This window comes from Rhizobium terrae, from assembly GCF_003425685.1.
In the GTDB taxonomy this organism is placed as follows: domain Bacteria; phylum Pseudomonadota; class Alphaproteobacteria; order Rhizobiales; family Rhizobiaceae; genus Neorhizobium; species Neorhizobium terrae.
Window position 1 is genome coordinate 129,394 of the sequence record NZ_QJKM01000014.1, and the last position, 17,137, is coordinate 146,530.

Here is a 17,137-nt window from a genome sequence, read left to right on the forward strand (position 1 = left end):
TTATTTACTGACGCCAACGTTAAAATTACCCGTGTCAGCCGCAGATTCCCCTTGCTGCCATTCAGCACTTATTTTAACGTTCAACCATCCAGAGGAACGAGCCCGGCACGGACAGCCCGTCCGCAAGTTTGGCCACCAGGGAACAACGGAGTTGGATCCATGACGACGCTCTCGAGGCGCCAGGCATTGAGTCTGGGCGCGGCTACCTTTCTGACAGGCGTACTTTCCGGACGTAACGAGGTTATCGCGCAGGACAGCTCGACGCTGACCATCGCTTTCAACGTCAACCTGCCCTCATTCGATCCAACCGTCGGCCCCTCGGCGGTCAACCCCACGATCCAGGCGATCTACCGCTCCATCTTCGACCAGTTCATCGGCCAGGGACCGGATCTCTCCTTCCAGCCGGGCCTTCTGACGGCCTGGGGCTGGAACGAGGACAAGACCAAGGTCTGGGTGGATGTCCGCGAAGGCGTCAAATGGCATGACGGCTCGGATTTCACCCCAGCCGATATCGTTTGGTCGCTGGAGCGCGCGGCAAAACCGGAGACCGGCAATCCGATCCAGTTCGTATGGGGCGGCGTTTCAAATTATAAGATCGAAGGCAAACGCATCACCGGCGATGTGAAGCAGTACGATCCGACCTTCTTCAAGTGGATGGCCTTCCTGACTGGTTATGTCATGCCTAAGGCCTATTATGAGAAGGTCGGCGCGGAAGGTTTCGAGAAGAAGCCGATCGGCACCGGCCCTTATATGTTCGATGCCTATGAGGGCAACGCCTTCCTGCGCTTGAAAGCCAATCCAAACTATTACGGTGGCAAGCCGGCCTTCGACACGGTCGTCTTCAAGTTCGTGCCGGACGCCACGAGCCGCGTCGCTGAAATCGAATCCGGCTCCTCCGACATCACGCTTGAAATCCCCTATGAGGAATACGACCGCCTGAAGGAAAAGAAGGGCCTGAGGGGCGCTGCCAAACCGATCTCCGATATCGGCATGATCTTCCTCAACAACACCGACGCCATGCTCGACAAGAACGTGCGCCTTGCCGCCCATCACGCGATTGACAAGAAAGCGATCGTCGATCGGCTCCTGAAAGGCTATGGCGTGCCGATCGATACGCTCGAGGCGCCGGAATACGATGCCTACGACGCCTCGATCAAGGTCGGCTACGACCAGAACAAGGCTAAGGAACTGCTGAAGGCTTCCGGTTTCTCGACCGAAAAGCCGGTAAAGTTCAAGATCCAGACGACGCGCGGCTTCAAGCCGAAGGACTATGAAATGATCCAGGCGATCGTCGGCATGTGGCGCCGCGTCGGCATCGAGGCGGAAGTCGAGGTCTACGAGATCGCCAAGCATTACGAACTGCGCGCCGCCGACCAGCTTGCTCCCGCCGCCTTCTACAACTGGGGCAACGCGATCGGCGATCCGACCACCTCGACCGGCTTCGCCATGTTCGGCCCCTCACCGCATTCGGTCTGGAACACCGACGATCTCGACCAGAAGATCATGCCGCTCTGGGGCGAAAAGGACGAGAAGAAGCGTATCGACGGCTGGAAGGCAGTCAGCAAATACATTGCCGAACAGGGCTACGTGATCCCGCTCCTGCAATATGTCCAGCCGATCGTCTACAAGGAAAAGCTGAAGGTCGTGCCGAACGTTTCCGGCGCTCTGCAGCCGACGCTGGTGTCCAAGGCCTGATTGGCAGATTGCCCCTCACCCTAACCCTCTCCCCGCTCGCGGGGAGAGGGGGTGTGTCCAGCTCCATGTTTGCTGTGGAATGCGCCGGCGCGGCATATCCCTTCTCCCCGCGAGCGGGGAGAAGGTGGCGGCAGCCGGATGAGGGGCACTCAAATCCAGGAATGCTAATGATCGCCGTATCCATCCTCAACAGACTGATCATGGCGGCGGTGACGCTGTTCGGCGTCGCCGTAATCGTGTTCGTGCTCTTGCGCGTCGTGCCGGGCGACCCGATCGCCATGATGATCGCGCCGGGTGCGAGCCCTGCCGATATCGCCGCATTGCGCGCCAAATACGGCCTTGATCTCAGCCTGACGGCACAGTTTGGCGTCTGGATCGAAGCAGTGCTGATAGGCGATTTCGGCACCTCCATCTCGCTTCGCCGCGACGTGCTGGAACTGCTCCTTAGCAGATTGCCGGCCACGCTGGAGCTTGCCTTCGCAGCCTTGATCGTCGCCATGTTGATCGGGGGTACCGTGGCCGTGATCGGCACCCTGTTCCGCCGCACGTCTCTTGAGCCGGCTATCGACACCACAAATGGCGTGCTGCTCGCCGTGCCGGATTTCGTCTGGGCTTTGGCGCTAGTCCTCATGCTCGGCGTTTTCATCCCCGTCTTCCCGCTATCCGGCAGGATCGATCCGACGCTGTCGATCGATTTTGTTACCCCCTTCTATCTTCTCGAAAGCCTCGTCCGGTTCCGCTTCGACGTCTTCTTTGATGTCGCAGCCCATATTGTAATGCCCGTTCTGGCGCTCGCTCTGCCGCTCGCCACCGTCATCACCCGCATCCTCAAGGAAACACTGCTCGAAGCCATGGTGCAGGATTATGTCCTGCTGGCGCGCCTGAAGGGCATGTCGGAAACCCGGCTGGTGCTGCAGGAGGCCTTGCGCAATGCCGTCGGCCCCGCCTTGTCGCTCACCGGCGTGCAGTTCACCTTCCTCGTCGGCGGTACTGTCATCGTCGAGCGCATCTTCGCTTATCCCGGCATCGGCAACATGGCGATTGACGCCGTCATCAACCGCGACCTGCCGCTGATCCAAGGGCTTGTCCTGGTCTTCGGTTCGATCTTCATCGTCATCAATCTTGCGGTAGATTTGCTTGCCGCAGCACTCAATCCGAGGCTCTGCCATGGCTGAGCCCGTCATCGTCATCGCCCCGGCAACCAAGCCTCCTCGCGTCCCGTCACAACTGCGAGGCCTGCTGGCCGAACAGAAAGTGCTGTTCGGCGGTGGCTTCATCTTGCTCCTCGTTGTCATCGCAACCCTTGCGCCTCTGATCGCACCAAAAGACCCGCTGGAACAGGATCTGATGCTCGGTTCGCTGCCACCCGCCTGGCTCGACGGCGCCGAACCCGGCTATTACCTCGGCACCGACGATCTCGGCCGCGACATCCTCTCCCGCCTGATCTACGGCAGCCGGATCGCCTTGCTTGTCGCCTTCGCATCGGCAAGTCTTGCGGCGCTGATCGGCACGGTGCTCGGCCTGCTGGCCGGTTGGTATGGCGGCTGGACGGACCGGATCATCTCGCGGATCGTGGACATCTGGATGGCTTTCCCGCCGGTCCTGCTCTCCATTCTGCTCGTCGCCGTCTTCGGCTCAGGGGTCCATTCGGTCATCGCTGCGATCGTCATCATCGATTGGACCCGCTTTTGCCGCGTGGTCCGTGCCGAAACGCTTGCCCAGGCGCAGCTCGACTACATCACCGCCGCCCGCACCGTCGGTTTCCCGCGGTTCAGGATCCTGACGCGAGAAATCTTTCCCAACATCGTGCCCGTCCTGATCGCTCTAGTCAGTCTCGAAATGGGCATCGCCGTCGTGGTCGAAGCCATCCTCTCCTTCGTCGGGCTCTCGGTCTCTTCAGACACACCCACTTGGGGCGGCATGATCGCGCAAGGCCGCCAGCTCATCCATCACGCCTGGTGGCTGCTCGTCGCGCCGCTCATCGCGCTCTTCGCCACGGTTCTCGCCTTCAACCAGCTCGGCGGCGGCCTGCGCCGGGCACTCGATCCGGTGCTCAAACGATGACGGAGAACCTGCTCACTGTGGCCAATCTCTCCGCCGTCTCCGATCGCGAAGACGGCGTGCCGGTGCTACGCGACGTCGACCTGACCTTGAGACCAGGCGAGGTGCGCGGCCTCGTCGGCGAAAGCGGTGCCGGCAAATCCACCATCGCCAAGGCCATCCTCGGTATCCTGCCGCGCACGGTGCGCATCACCGGTGGCCGGATCGATTTCAAGGGCCGTGACCTTCTGGTGATGAAGCCACGGGATCTGCGCAACATTATGGGCTCGGAAATCGCACTGATCCCGCAGGATCCTCAGACAGCCCTCAATCCCGCTCGCCGCATCGGCTTCCAGCTCGCCGATGGGCTGAGATTGAAACGGGGCATGTCGGCGAAAATCGCCGAAGCCCGCGCCCTACAGCTCCTCGCCGATGTGCAGATCCGCGATCCTGATCGGATCATGAAAAGCTATCCGCATCAGCTTTCCGGCGGCATGCGCCAGCGCGTGCTGATCGCTGCCGCCTTCGCGGTCGATCCTCAGCTGGTCGTCGCCGACGAACCGACGACGGCGCTCGACGTGACGGTGCAGAAGGAAATCCTCCGCCTCATCCGCCGCATGCAGGAAGCGCATGGCACAGGCGTGCTGTTCGTCACCCACGACCTCGGCATCGTTGCGCAGATCTGCGATAGCGTGACGCTGCTCTATGCGGGCAAAGTCATAGAGGAAGGCCCGGTACGCGACGTACTCGAAACCCCGCAGCACAATTACACCAAGGCCCTCATCGCCGCCGGCCCACGTTATGACAGGCCGGATGCCGGGCTCGAACCTGTGCCGGAAGCCGTCTTCCGCGAACTTCGCCAGGAGATTGGGATCGACTGATGGACGAGCATCTCCTCACCGCCACCGGCATCGAAGTCACCTATGGCAAGCGCCCAGGCCTGTTCGGCGGCAAGCCCGCGACACCCGTCCTGCACGGCGTCGATATCCGCATCGGCCGCGGCCAGACGGTGGGAATCGTCGGCGAGTCCGGCTCCGGCAAGACGACGCTCGGCCGCGCGCTGCTGCGCCTTGTCGATGTGTCCGCCGGAAGTATCGCTTTCGACGGCAAGAACATCACTCATATCCCGGAAGCAGAAATACGGCCGCTGCGCCGGCGCATGCAGATGATCTTCCAGGACCCCATGGCGTCGCTGAACCCGCGCCACACGATCCGCCGCATCCTCACCGGCCCGTTGTTATTGCACGAACTGGCGAGCGATACGGCATCCGCCTTGGAGCGCGTGAAGACGGTGCTTGACCGTGTCTCGCTGCCTGCCGCCTGCCTCGACCGATATCCGCACGAACTTTCCGGAGGCCAGCGGCAGCGCATCGGCATCGCCCGCGCCGTGCTGATGCAGCCGGATTTCGTGCTGGCCGACGAGATCGTCTCCGGCCTCGACGTCTCCACCCAGGCGCAGGCATTGAAACTGCTGAAGGGGCTTTCCCGAGAGCTCGGGCTGGCCATGGCCTTCATCAGCCACGACCTCTCTGTCATTCGTGCCATCTGCGACTATGTTTATGTGCTGCGGCTTGGAAGGATTGTCGAGGAGGGTCCTTGTGAGCAGGTCTTCGGAAATCCCGCTGCCGCCTATACCCGCGCGCTTCTCGATGCGATCCCGCTTCCCGAATACGATCCGGGCTGGTTGGAGCGAAAAAGCGAAGCTTGAAAGACCTGTCCGATAAATCAGAAGTCGAGGGAATTATCCGCTTGACGGTTTGATCGAACGCCATATAGTTTAAACTTAAAATAATGAAGAACGGAACCTCAGGAGGATTTGGATATGCGCATCGTCTGCATCGGTGGTGGTCCCGCAGGTCTTTATTTCGCGCTCCTGATGAAGAAGTTTCATCCCGAACATTCCGTTTCGGTGATCGAGCGCAACCGGCCCTATGACACGTTCGGCTGGGGCGTGGTTTTCTCCGACGCCACCATGGTATCCATGCGCGCATGGGACCCGGAAAGTGCGGCCGAAATCGAGGATGCCTTCAACCACTGGGACGATATCGAACTGCTCTTCAAGGGCACTCGCCAGCGCACCTCCGGCCACGGTTTCGTCGGCATCGGCCGCAAAAAGCTCTTGAACATCCTGCAGCGCCGCTGCGAGACGCTTGGCGTCGAACTGGTTTTCGAAACCGAGGCCAACGGCGATCTCGATTACCCGGATGCGGACCTGATCATCGCCTCCGACGGCTTCAACTCGAAGATCCGCAACCGCTACCCCGAAGTCTTCGAGCCGGACCTCGTGGTGCGCCCGAACCGTTATATCTGGCTCGGCACCAACAAGCTGTTCGACGCCTTCACCTTCGATTTCCGCAAGACGGATCACGGCTGGTTCCAGGCGCATATCTACAAGTTCGACGACAAGACCTCGACCTTCATCGTCGAGACGACCGAAGAGGCCTATGAAAAGCACGGCCTCGGCCAGATGGACCAGCAACAGTCCATCGACTTTTGCCAGGGCCTCTTTTCTGAAGTACTCGAAGGCGCCGAGCTGATGACCAACGCGCGGCATCTGCGCGGCTCCGCATGGCTGAACTTCAACCGCCTGATCTGCGGCAAGTGGAGCCATTTCAACGGCAACTCGCATGTGGTGCTGATGGGCGACGCTGCCCACACGGCCCATTTCGCGATCGGCTCCGGCACCAAGCTGGCGATCGACGACGCGATCGAACTGACCAACCAGTTCAACAAGCTCGGCCATTCCAGGGAGAACATCCCGCAGGTTCTCGAAACCTATGAGGAAATCCGTCGCGTCGATGTCGCCCGCATTCAGAACGCAGCGCGCAACGCCATGGAATGGTTTGAAGTGGTCGGCCAGCGTTATGCCGATACGCTGGAGCCGGAACAGTTCATGTATTCCATGCTGACCCGCTCCCAGCGCATCAGCCACGAGAACCTGAGGCTGCGTGATCCCGCCTGGCTGGAAGGGTACGAGCGTTGGTTCGCCAAGAAAAACGGCCTCGACGTTACCGGCAACGGCCGCACCCTGCCGCCGATGTTCACGCCCTATTCGCTGCGCGACACCCACCTGCCGAACCGCATCGTCATGTCGCCGATGGCCATGTATTCGGCGAAGGACGGATTGATGGACGATTTCCATCTCGTTCATCTCGGGTCCCGCGCGCTCGGCGGCGCCGGTCTCGTCTTTGCGGAGATGACCTGCGTTTCGCCGGACGCGCGCATCACGCCCGGCTGCCTCGGCCTCTGGAACGACGAGCAGGCCGCCCGCTGGAAGCGCTTCGTCAGCTTCGTGCATGAGAACTCCGCCGCCAAGGTCGGGATTCAGCTCGGCCATGCAGGCCGTAAGGGCTCGACCAAGGTGGCCTGGGAAGGCATCGACCAGCCGATGGAAGAGGGCGGTTGGCCGCTGATCTCGGCCTCGGCGCTTCCCTATCTCAAGAACAGCCAGATTCCGAAGGCGATGGACCGCGCGGATATGGACCGGGTGAAGGCCGATCATATCCGTGCCGCGCAATATGCGGTCGAGGCCGGCGCCGACTGGCTGGAACTGCACTGCGCCCACGGCTACCTGCTCTCGAGCTTCCTCTCGCCGCTCACCAATATCCGCACGGACGAATATGGCGGCAGCCACGAGAACCGCGCGCGTTATCCGTTGGAGGTCTTCAAGGCGATCCGCGAGGCCTGGCCGGAAGGCAAGCCGATCTCGGTCCGCCTGTCCTGCCACGACTGGTTTGAGGGTGGCAACACGCCGGAAGACGCCGCGATCTTCGCCAGGATGTTCAAGGACGCCGGCGCCGACCTCATCGACTGCTCGTCCGGCCAGGTGTGGAAGGAAGAAAAGCCGGTTTACGGCCGCCTCTTCCAGACGCCGTTCTCCGACAAGATCCGCAACGAGATCGGCATTCCGACGATCGCCGTCGGTGCGATTTCCGAGGCCGACCATGCCAATTCGATCATCGCCGCCGGGCGCGCCGATCTCTGCGCCGTCGCCCGTCCGCATCTCGCCGACCCAGCCTGGGTGCTGCACGAGGCGGCCAAGATCGGCCTGACGACCATTCCGTGGCCAAAGCAGTATTATTCCGGCAAATCGCAATACGAGACCAACCTCGCCCGCGCCGCCGCGGCCGCCGCGCCTCCAGCGGTCGGCCCGACGGCCGTTGCGAAATAGGACCCGGCCATGAGCGACGCGACTTCGGCCAGGCTCGCCAACCGTCATGCCCTCGTCACCGGCGCGGGCAGCGGCATCGGCGCTGCGATAGCGACCGCGCTGGTGGAAGCCGGTGCGCGCGTGACGCTGGCTGGACGGCGGGCGGAACCGCTGGAGGCATTGGCCGAAAAGCTGGGTAAGGAGAAGGTCTGCGTCGTTGCCGGTTTGGATGTGACTGATCCGGCTGCAATCGAAAGCGGTCTGAAGACGGCGCGCGAAACATTCGGCCCGGTCGATATCCTCGTCAACAATGCCGGCGAAGGCCCGAGCGCGCCCTTCGAGAAGACGTCACTTGAGATGTGGAACCGGGTCATGTCGGTGGATCTGACTGGCGTCTTTCTCGTGACCCAGGCCGTGCTGCTCGACCTGAAAACCTATGGCGCCGGCGCCCGCATCATCAACATCGCCTCGACGGCAGGGCTGACGGGTTACGCCTATGTCTCGGCCTATGTCGCCGCCAAGCATGGCGTCGTCGGCCTCACCCGCTCGCTGGCGCTGGAGCTGGCGAAGACCGGCATCACCGTCAACGCCGTCTGCCCCGGCTTTACCGATACGCCCCTGATCGCCCGTTCGATCGAGACGATCGTTGCCAAGACCGGGCGGACCGAAGCACAGGCACGACAAGAATTTACCAAGAGCAACCCGCAAGGGCGGCTGGTGAAGCCGGAGGAGGTTGCGGATGCGGTTCTATGGCTGGCATCGCCGGGTGCGGCATCGATCAATGGGCAGGCAATCGCGGTTGCCGGGGGAGAAATCTTGGCAGGCTAGTCGGCCGGACATGAACCAAGAAACGAAGCTGGGAGATCGAGATGAAACTGGAAAAGGGCATAACCGAGAACGGTAGCGGATATAACGGCACCAGCTGGAATATCCTGGGCCAGGTCTATTTTCCGAAGGCGGTCTGCGACGACACCTTCGCCTTCGAGACCAACAGCCTGCCAGGGCAATTCGTACCTGTGCATATCCACCCCACTCAGGACGAGTTTATCCTTGTGCAGGAAGGGGAACTCGATCTGAAACTCGACGGCCAATGGGTCAAGGCAAAGGCCGGCGATCTGGTCCGCATGCCGCGCGGCATTCCCCACGGTTACTTCAACAAGTCCGACAAGCCGTGCCGGGCACTCTTCTGGGTCTCGCCGGCCCGCAGACTCCACCAACTTTTCGAAGAACTGCACGAGATGACCGATGTGGAGGAAATCGTGAAGGTTTCCGCCGCCCACGAGGTGGATTTCCTGCCACCCTCCACCAATGACTGACACGGGAAGTTTTCCCGGCGACTAAAAAGGCGCCTGGTCGAGGAACGGGGAGACGAACATGAGCGATGTGATGAAAGAGATGAAGCAGGGCTTCCGCGACTATCAACCGAAACACTTCCTCTGGGAAGTGAGCGAAAACGGCCGCGTCGCGACGATCCGCCTGAACCGCCCCGAACGCAAGAACCCACTGACCTTCGAAAGTTATGCGGAGCTGCGCGACCTCTTCCGCGATCTTGCATATGCTTCCGACATTCGCGCCATCGTTCTGACCGGGGCAGGCGGCAATTTCTCTTCCGGCGGAGACGTCTTCGAGATCATCGAACCGCTGACCCATATGGCAATGCCGGAGTTGCTCGCGTTCACGCGCATGACCGGCGACCTCGTCAAGGCGATGAAGAAATGCCCGCAGCCGATCGTGGCGTCTGTCGACGGCATCTGCGTCGGCGCCGGCGCCATTCTCGCCATGGCCTCCGACCTGCGGCTCGCGACGCCGCAGGCCAAGACCGCCTTTCTTTTCACCCGTGTGGGCCTCGCCGGTGCGGATATGGGCGCCTGCGGGATCCTGCCGCGCATCATCGGGCAGGGCCGTGCTGCCGAACTGCTCTTCACGGGCCGCACGATGAGCGCCGACGAAGGGCAGGACTGGGGCTTTTACAATGCCCTGCACGCGGCCGACAAGGTCGAGGCGGAAGCCGCGAAACTTGCCCATTCGCTGGCCGACGGACCGTGGTTTGCTCACACGATGACGAAGACCATGCTGAACCAGGAATGGGCGATGGGTATCGAAGAGATGATCGAATCGGAAGCCCAGGCCCAGGCGATCTGCATGGCCACCAAGGATTTCCGCCGCGCCTTCGAGGCTTTTGCCGAGAAGCGCAAGCCGGTCTTCGAGGGCAACTGATGGCCGCGCCCACCACCCTCAAAGGCCCCGGCCGCGATTTCCTTGATTGGCCGTTCTTCGACGAAAGCCACAAGGTGCTCGCCGAGAGGCTTGATGCGTTCACGGCGTCCGGCGCGCTCAGCCATATCGACCATTCGAATACGGATGGCGCCTGCCGGGCGATCGTGAAGGCGCTGGGCGAGGCCGGCCTTCTGGATGCCGCGACCGGCGCCGGCGGCAGCCGGTCGATCGATAGCCGCGCCGCTTGCCTGACGCGTGAAACGCTTGCCTGGCATGACGGATTAGCGGACTTCGCCTTCGCCATGCAGGGGCTCGGCACGGGGGCGATCGGCCTGTCCGGTTCGGAGGAATTGCGCGGCGCGATTTTGCCGAAAGCACAGTCCGGCGAATGGATTTCCGCCTTCGCGCTGTCGGAAAAGGAAGCCGGCTCGGATGTCGCGGCCATGGCCTGCGCCGCCCGCAGGCAGGGCGGCGATTATGTCCTCGACGGAGAGAAGACCTGGATTTCCAACGGCGGCATCGCCGATGTCTATACGGTCTTCGTTCGTACCGGCGAGGCGCCCGGCACGCGCGGCATCTCCGCCTTCGTGGTCTTCGCTGACGATCCGGGCTTTTCGATCGCCGAACGCATCGATGTGATCGCCCCGCATCCCTTGGCGACGATCCGCTTCGAGAACTGCCGCATTCCCGCCTCGCGACTGCTCGGCGCCCCCGGCGAGGGTTTCAAGATCGCCATGCGGACGCTCGATATTTTTCGCGCTTCGGTCGCCGCGGCCGCGCTCGGCTTTGCCAAGCGCGCACTGGACGAGGCGGTCGCCTATGCCAAGGTGCGGCCGATGTTCGGTGATCACCTCTCCGACCTGCAGCTTACCCAGGCCGCTTTCGGCGATATGGCGGCTCAGATCGATGCCGGCGCCCTTTTGACCTATCGCGCCGCCTGGCGCCGCGACGTGCAGGGTTTGCCGACCACCAAGGAAGCCGCCATGGCGAAGATGGTCGCGACCGAAAATGCACAGCAGGTCATCGATCGCGCGGTTCAGATTTTCGGCGGCCGCGGCGTCAGGAGCGGTGAGATCACCGAAAGCCTCTATCGCGAGATTCGCGCGCTGCGCATCTACGAGGGAGCCACCGAGGTGCAGAAACTCATCATCGCACGCGAACTTCTGAAGGCGTGAAAACAGTGGCTTATACGACATCCCGCCGGCTGAATTTCGGAGATTGCGATCCATCCGGCATCGCCTATTTCCCGTCTTATCTCAACATTCTGGTGGGAGTGTACGAGGAATTCTTCCGGGTGACCGGCTTTCCTTGGCCGGAGATGATCAACGAACGGAAAGTGGGCCTTCCCACGATAACGCTTGACCTCACTTTCACGAGCCCCGGCTTTCACGGTGACCTGATGGATTTCACCGTCAAGGTCGTCCGGATCGGCAACAGTTCGGCCGACCTTGAACATGAGGTACGAGCCGGCGACCGGCTGCTCTGGACCGCAAGGCAGCGGCTTGTCGCTACCTCCCTGGAAACCCATAAAGCCTGCCAATGGCCGGACGATATGCGCGCAGCGCTGACACAGCATTTGGAGAAGAATGATGCACACGATTCTGCAGCCTGAAGGCTGGGCAAAACCGATCGGTTACGCCAACGGCGTCGCCGCGACCGGCCGCCAGATCTTCGTCGGCGGGCAGATCGGCTGGAACGGCCAATGCCAGTTCGAAACGGACGATTTCGTCGGCCAGGTGAAACAGACGTTGGAGAATGTCGTTGCCGTGCTGGCGGAAGCCGGCGCGAAGCCGGAACACATTACCGCGATGACCTGGTATTTCACCGACAAGGCCGAATATCTCGGCAACCTGAAAGGCATCGGTCAGGTTTACCGCGAGGTCATCGGCCGGCATTTCCCGGCCATGGCCGCCATGCAGGTCGTGGCGCTGGTGGAAGATCGCGCCAAGATCGAGATCCAGGCAACCGCCGTCATTCCGGAATAAGCAAGATGAGCGAGACGACCGCATTTTCCGCCACGGTTTCGGCTGCGACCCGGGACGGCGTCTTGGTCGTCACGATCGACAACGCCCCGGTCAACGCGACATCGGCGGATGTCCGTAACGGCCTTGAAAAGGCGCTTGCCCGTGCGGAATCGTCAACCGACGTGAATGGCGTTGTCATCACCGGCGCCGGCAAGACCTTCATCGGCGGCGCCGACATCAAGGAATTCGGCAAGCCGGCCATGGAGCCGACCCTGCCTGCGGTCATCCAGAAAATCGAAGATCTGTCGAAGCCGGTCGTCGCGGCCCTGAACGGCGCAGCACTTGGCGGCGGGCTTGAGGTGGCACTCGCCTGCCATTATCGTATAACCTCCCCGGCCGCGCAGGTCGGCCTACCGGAAGTCAAGCTCGGCATTGTCCCCGGAGCCGGCGGCACGCAGCGCCTGCCACGCCTGATCGGTATTCCGGCCGCCCTCGACCTCATTACGTCCGGCCGTTCGGTGAAGGCAGAGGAGGCTCTGTCGCTCGGGATCGTCGATGAAATCGGTGAGGGCGATCTTGTCGGGACAGCAGTTTCCATAGCCGGAAAATTTGCCGGCAAGCCGCTCCGCCGTACGGGCGAATTGACGGTCCCCGTCGTCGATCCTACCGAGATCGAAAAAGCTTCGGCAAAAATACGCGCCAAGGCACGCGGTCAGAAGGCGCCGGCCGAAGCGGTGCGCCTGGTCACCTCCTCCGCCCGCCCCCTTGCCGAAGGCCTGACAGATGAACGCGCAACCTTCCTGATGCTCCGCGACAGCCGCGAGGCGGCGGCGCTGCGGCATGTCTTTTTCGCGGAGCGCGAGGCATCCAAGGTCGATGGGCTGGAAGGCATCGCGCCGCGGCCTGTTGGCCGGATCGGCATCTGCGGCCTCGGCTTGATGGGCAGCGGCATCGCGGTGGCGGCGCTCGGCGCAGGTTATACGGTGATCGGTCTCGACCAGACGCCCGACGTCGCCGAAAAGGGCCACGAACGGATCGTCGGTCTGCTGGAGCGAAATCTCGCCTCAGGCCGCCTCGACCAGGCAGGTTTCGACGCGCAGAAGGCTCGGCTTTCGGTAACAGCCCTCGACTCCGATCTCGCATTCTGCGACCTGATCATCGAAGCCGTGTTCGACGATCTCGACGTCAAGATCGATCTCTTCCGCCGTCTCGACAGGGTTATTCGCCCGGATGCAGTCCTCGCCACCAATACCAGCTACTTGAACCCCGACGAAATCGCCGCCGCGACCGCTCATCCGGAGCGGGTGTTGGGCCTGCATTTCTTCTCCCCGGCCCATGTCATGCGCCTCGTGGAAGTCGTGCGTTGCGCCAGAACCGCGCCGGATGTGCTGGCCACCGGGCTTTCCGCCGCAAAGAAACTCAGAAAACTGCCGATCGTCACCGGCGTGACCGAAGGTTTCATCGGCAACCGGATCTTCTCCGCTTATCGCCGCGAAGCCGAATTCCTGCTGGAGGACGGCGCCCTGCCGCATGAGATCGATGCCGCGCTGGAAGAATATGGTTTCCCGATGGGCCTGTTCGCGGTCTACGATATGGCGGGCCTCGAAATCGCCTGGGCGCGCCGCAAGCGGCAAGCGGCAAGCCGCGATCCTTCGGCGCGCTATGTCGAAATTGCCGACACACTCTGCGAAGCCGGTCGCATGGGGCAGAAGTCTGGCCGTGGCTGGTATGCCTATCCCGACGGCAAACGGATAATCGATCCGGAGGTGACGATTATCATCGAGGCTGCCCGTGCGAAAAAGGGCATCGTTCCCCGCCATTTCTCCAGGGACGAAATCCTTAAACGCTTGCTCGAAGCGATGGCCATGGAAGGTGATGCGCTGCTTGCCCAAGGCATTGCCGCAAGACCAGGGGACATCGATCTCGTCATGATCAACGGCTACGGTTTTCCGTCCCATAAGGGCGGCCCGATGTTTGCCAGAATTGAGCCTCCTCAATCCGACACTTGATTTCCAACTGCATAAGAGGCTGAATAGTATTCCTTTCCGGAAAAATTACCTCCCGAAAGAGACGCTCCCGCGCCTGCATTCCTTGCATCGAAAAGAGTTTCGCTCATTTGATCAAACTCGCTTGCATGATTCCTTAAATGGCCTATTGTTTGCTCAAGCCTCGCAAGTAGGCACTCAAACCAACGACAGGGAACGCTGCATGCCCAAAGTCAGAGAGCTTTCTCCCTTCAGATATTTTAACTTTAAAATATCTGTCGCGTCGTTGTCTGCATTCAGACTCTCTCGTGGCGCTTAGGAGATCATGATGTCGTTCTCGTTTTCCGCATTCAAACGCAAGATGCTGCTGGGCACGATCGCCGCGGCGATTGCCGCCCCGCTGGCCGGCCATGTGCAGGCCGCCGATTTCAAGTTCGCCGGGCCGCTCGATGCCTATACGCTCGATCCGCACGCGGTCTCGAACACGCTGATCTTCGCAGTGTTGGCCAATGTCTATGAACCATTGGTCCGCCGCAACGCGGAACAGAAAATCGAGGCCGCCCTCGCCACCGACTGGAAGCAGGTGGATGGCACGACCTGGGAATTCAATCTCCGCAAGGGCGTGAAATTCTCGAATGGTAATGCCTTCAATGCAGATGACGTGGTTTTCTCGCTGACCCGCGGCCAGGCCGGCGGCATCAAGGCGAACCTCAACTCCATCGCCTCTATCGAAAAGGTCGACGATTACAAGATCCGCATCAAGACCCGTGCCGTGAACCCGATCCTTCCGAACCAGATCACCAACTGGTTCATCATGGACAAGGAATGGGCCGAGGCCAACAACGCCGTGCAGCCGGGTGCGGCCAACAACGCGACGGAAACCTTCGCCAACCGCAATGCCATGGGCACCGGCCCCTACGTCATCAATGAACGCGATCCGGGCGTGAAGACGGTCTTCGCAACCAACCCGGGCTGGTGGGACAAGAAGACCGGCAATATCGACAACGCCACTTTCTTCGTCATCGCCAACCCTTCGACTCGTGTCTCGGCGCTGATTTCCGGCGAGGTCGAGATGATCGACGGCGTGCCGCCGCAGGATGCGGAGCGGATCGAGAACGACCCGAAGCTGCACATGCAGGCGGGTCCCGACCTACGCACCATCTACATCCAGCCGGACGTCGCGCGTGACAGCTTGATCTTCGGCAGCGAGAAGAGCAAGAACCCGTTTAAGGATCTGAAAGTTCGCCAGGCGATGGAAATCGCCGTCGACAGCGGTGCCATCCAGAAGCGCATCATGCGTAACTTCTCGGTTCCCGTCGGCCTGCCGATCGGCAAGGAAGTCAACGGTTTTGACGCAACGCTCGGTGCGCCGGTCAAGCCGGATATCGACAAGGCCAAGGCGCTGATGAAGGAAGCCGGTTATGAGAACGGCTTCACCGTTACGCTGGATTGCACCAACGACCGCTTCATGAACGACGAAGCGACCTGCCTCGCGGTCGCCGCGTCGCTTGCCCGCATCAACATCAAGGTCGAGCCGCGCGCTCAACCGACCGCAAAATGGGCGACCCAGGTCAATCCGCCGGAATACAATACCAGCCTCGCCATGCTGGGTTATTCGCCGGCTACCTATGACGCGCACATCTTCCTGACTTCGATCGCCGCCACCCGTGATCCCAAGAGCGGTCTCGGTGCCTTTAATATCGGCGGCTACTCCAATCCCGAGGTCGACAAGCTGATCGACGCTATCGGCAAGGAGACCGACCAGGCGAAGCGCACGGACCTCATCAAGCAGGCGTTCAGACTGATCAAGGCGGATGTCGGCTTCATTCCGCTCCACCAGTTGAACATTCTCTGGGGCGTGAAGGATAATGTCACCGTCGTTCAACCTGCCGACCTCGCCTATCCGCTGCGTTATTTCACGGTGAAGTAATGACGATCGGAATTGACATTAAGAAACAGCTCGCCGGCCTGATCTCCTTCCCGACGGTAAGCGCCGTCTCGAACCTGGACCTGATCAGATATGTCGAGGAGCAGACCGCCCCCTACGGGGGGCGTGTCCGCCGCTTTGCTAGCCCGGAAGGCGACAAGGCGAACGTCCTGGTCTCGATCGGACCCGAAACGCCCGGCGGCATCATCTTCAGCGGCCATACCGACGTGGTGCCGACCGAGGGCCAGGCCTGGACCGGTGACCCGTGGACATTGAGGGAAGCGAATGGCCGGCTGATCGGCCGCGGCGCCACCGACATGAAAGGCTTTCTCGCCTGCTGTCTCGCCGCCGTGCCCGCGATCGCCGGCAAGAACCTCAAGAAACCGGTCCATCTGGCTTTTTCCTATGACGAGGAAGTCGGCTGCACCGGCGTCGGCCCGATGGCCGAATGGATCGGCAGGAGTGACCTGAAGCCGCGCCTTGCCGTTATCGGCGAGGCGACCGGCATGGACATGATCGCAGCCCACAAGGGCGGCCTGATCGGCTGGTGCCGCATCAAGGGCAAGCCCGGCCACTCCTCCCAGCCGGATCGCTACGTCAATGCGGTCATGGCGGCGGGTGACATGATCGCCGAGATCAACCGCATCCGCGAAGACATGCGCAACGGCCCGCAATTCGAAGGGCTGGACCCGCCCTATTCGACGATCTCGGTGAATGTCATCAAGGGTGGCCTGCACGGCAATATCGTTGCGGAAAGCTGCGATTTCTTCTGGGAAATGCGCATCATACCCGGCGAAAGCGAGACCGCCGTGTTTGAACGAATGCAGCGTTTCGCCACAGAAAAACTGAACCCCGCCATGCAGGCGATCGATCCTGCGACGGGCGTCTTTTTCGAGCTGCAGGCGCGCATTCCGGGCCTGAAACCCAACGATGACCCCGCGCTTGACGCCGAACTTTTGAAGCTTCTCGGGCGCTCCGAACCCCGTTATGTTTCCTATGGCACGGAAGCGGGCATCTTCCAGATCGCCGGCGTTCCCTCGGTTGTCATCGGTCCGGGCGATATCGCCGACGCGCATCAGCCGGACGAGTCGGTCGCGATTTCCGAGCTGGAGAAATGCGCCGCCTTCCTTGATCAGCTCGGTGACACCTGCTGCTGAGG

At 61.5% G+C, this 17,137-nt stretch carries 15 protein-coding genes; all 15 read left to right on the forward strand.

All coding sequences use genetic code 11. The features are described 5' to 3' along the window. The first annotated feature begins 159 nt into the window (after positions 1–159). The 15 genes from DMO26_RS24400 to argE all read left to right on the forward strand — a co-directional run bounded on the left by DMO26_RS24400 (position 160) and on the right by argE (position 17,135). Positions 160–1,695 carry an ABC transporter substrate-binding protein gene (locus DMO26_RS24400; protein WP_117194770.1) on the forward strand — a complete coding sequence of 512 codons (1,536 nt, stop codon included), beginning with the start codon at positions 160–162 and terminating at the stop codon, positions 1,693–1,695. 167 nt (positions 1,696–1,862) lie between these two features. Further along, positions 1,863–2,870, forward strand: coding sequence for an ABC transporter permease (locus DMO26_RS24405; RefSeq protein WP_117194771.1), 1,008 nt, complete (start codon positions 1,863–1,865; stop codon positions 2,868–2,870). Beyond that, on the forward strand, positions 2,863–3,759 hold the full coding sequence (locus tag DMO26_RS24410; protein WP_117194772.1) for an ABC transporter permease: 897 nt from the start codon (positions 2,863–2,865) through the stop codon (positions 3,757–3,759). The genes DMO26_RS24405 and DMO26_RS24410 overlap by 8 nt, the downstream gene beginning before the upstream one ends. After that, the gene (locus DMO26_RS24415; RefSeq protein WP_117194773.1) at positions 3,756–4,616 is read left to right on the forward strand and encodes an ABC transporter ATP-binding protein; all 861 of its coding nucleotides are present in this window, start codon (positions 3,756–3,758) and stop codon (positions 4,614–4,616) included. Before DMO26_RS24410 ends, DMO26_RS24415 begins: the two co-directional genes overlap by 4 nt. Further along, positions 4,616–5,443, forward strand: coding sequence for an ATP-binding cassette domain-containing protein (locus DMO26_RS24420; RefSeq protein WP_117194774.1), 828 nt, complete (start codon positions 4,616–4,618; stop codon positions 5,441–5,443). Before DMO26_RS24415 ends, DMO26_RS24420 begins: the two co-directional genes overlap by 1 nt. Positions 5,444–5,557: 114 nt before the next feature. Then, positions 5,558–7,906: a bifunctional salicylyl-CoA 5-hydroxylase/oxidoreductase gene (locus tag DMO26_RS24425; protein ID WP_117194775.1), complete on the forward strand. Its 2,349-nt coding sequence runs from the start codon at positions 5,558–5,560 to the stop codon at positions 7,904–7,906. 9 nt (positions 7,907–7,915) lie between these two features. Next, entirely contained in the window at positions 7,916–8,713 is a 798-nt protein-coding gene (locus DMO26_RS24430) for an SDR family NAD(P)-dependent oxidoreductase (RefSeq protein WP_117194776.1), read from the forward strand. A 41-nt stretch (positions 8,714–8,754) separates the two neighbouring features. Beyond that, entirely contained in the window at positions 8,755–9,201 is a 447-nt protein-coding gene (locus DMO26_RS24435; RefSeq protein ID WP_117194777.1) for a cupin domain-containing protein, read from the forward strand. 58 nt (positions 9,202–9,259) lie between these two features. Continuing rightward, positions 9,260–10,102: an enoyl-CoA hydratase family protein gene (locus DMO26_RS24440; RefSeq protein ID WP_117194778.1), complete on the forward strand. Its 843-nt coding sequence runs from the start codon at positions 9,260–9,262 to the stop codon at positions 10,100–10,102. Beyond that, entirely contained in the window at positions 10,102–11,277 is a 1,176-nt protein-coding gene (locus DMO26_RS24445; protein ID WP_117194779.1) for an acyl-CoA dehydrogenase family protein, read from the forward strand. Before DMO26_RS24440 ends, DMO26_RS24445 begins: the two co-directional genes overlap by 1 nt. Positions 11,278–11,282: 5 nt before the next feature. Further along, the gene (locus tag DMO26_RS24450; protein ID WP_117194780.1) at positions 11,283–11,714 is read left to right on the forward strand and encodes an acyl-CoA thioesterase; all 432 of its coding nucleotides are present in this window, start codon (positions 11,283–11,285) and stop codon (positions 11,712–11,714) included. Then, on the forward strand, positions 11,692–12,087 hold the full coding sequence (locus DMO26_RS24455) for a RidA family protein (protein ID WP_117194781.1): 396 nt from the start codon (positions 11,692–11,694) through the stop codon (positions 12,085–12,087). Before DMO26_RS24450 ends, DMO26_RS24455 begins: the two co-directional genes overlap by 23 nt. A gap of 5 nt (positions 12,088–12,092) precedes the next feature. Continuing rightward, positions 12,093–14,075 carry a 3-hydroxyacyl-CoA dehydrogenase NAD-binding domain-containing protein gene (locus tag DMO26_RS24460; RefSeq protein ID WP_117194782.1) on the forward strand — a complete coding sequence of 661 codons (1,983 nt, stop codon included), beginning with the start codon at positions 12,093–12,095 and terminating at the stop codon, positions 14,073–14,075. A gap of 301 nt (positions 14,076–14,376) precedes the next feature. Beyond that, a complete protein-coding gene (locus DMO26_RS24465; RefSeq protein WP_117194783.1) occupies positions 14,377–15,981 on the forward strand; it encodes an ABC transporter substrate-binding protein in 1,605 nt (534 codons plus the stop codon). Continuing rightward, a complete protein-coding gene (gene argE / locus DMO26_RS24470) occupies positions 15,981–17,135 on the forward strand; it encodes an acetylornithine deacetylase (RefSeq protein ID WP_117194784.1) in 1,155 nt (384 codons plus the stop codon). The genes DMO26_RS24465 and argE overlap by 1 nt, the downstream gene beginning before the upstream one ends. Positions 17,136–17,137: the final 2 nt, after the last annotated feature.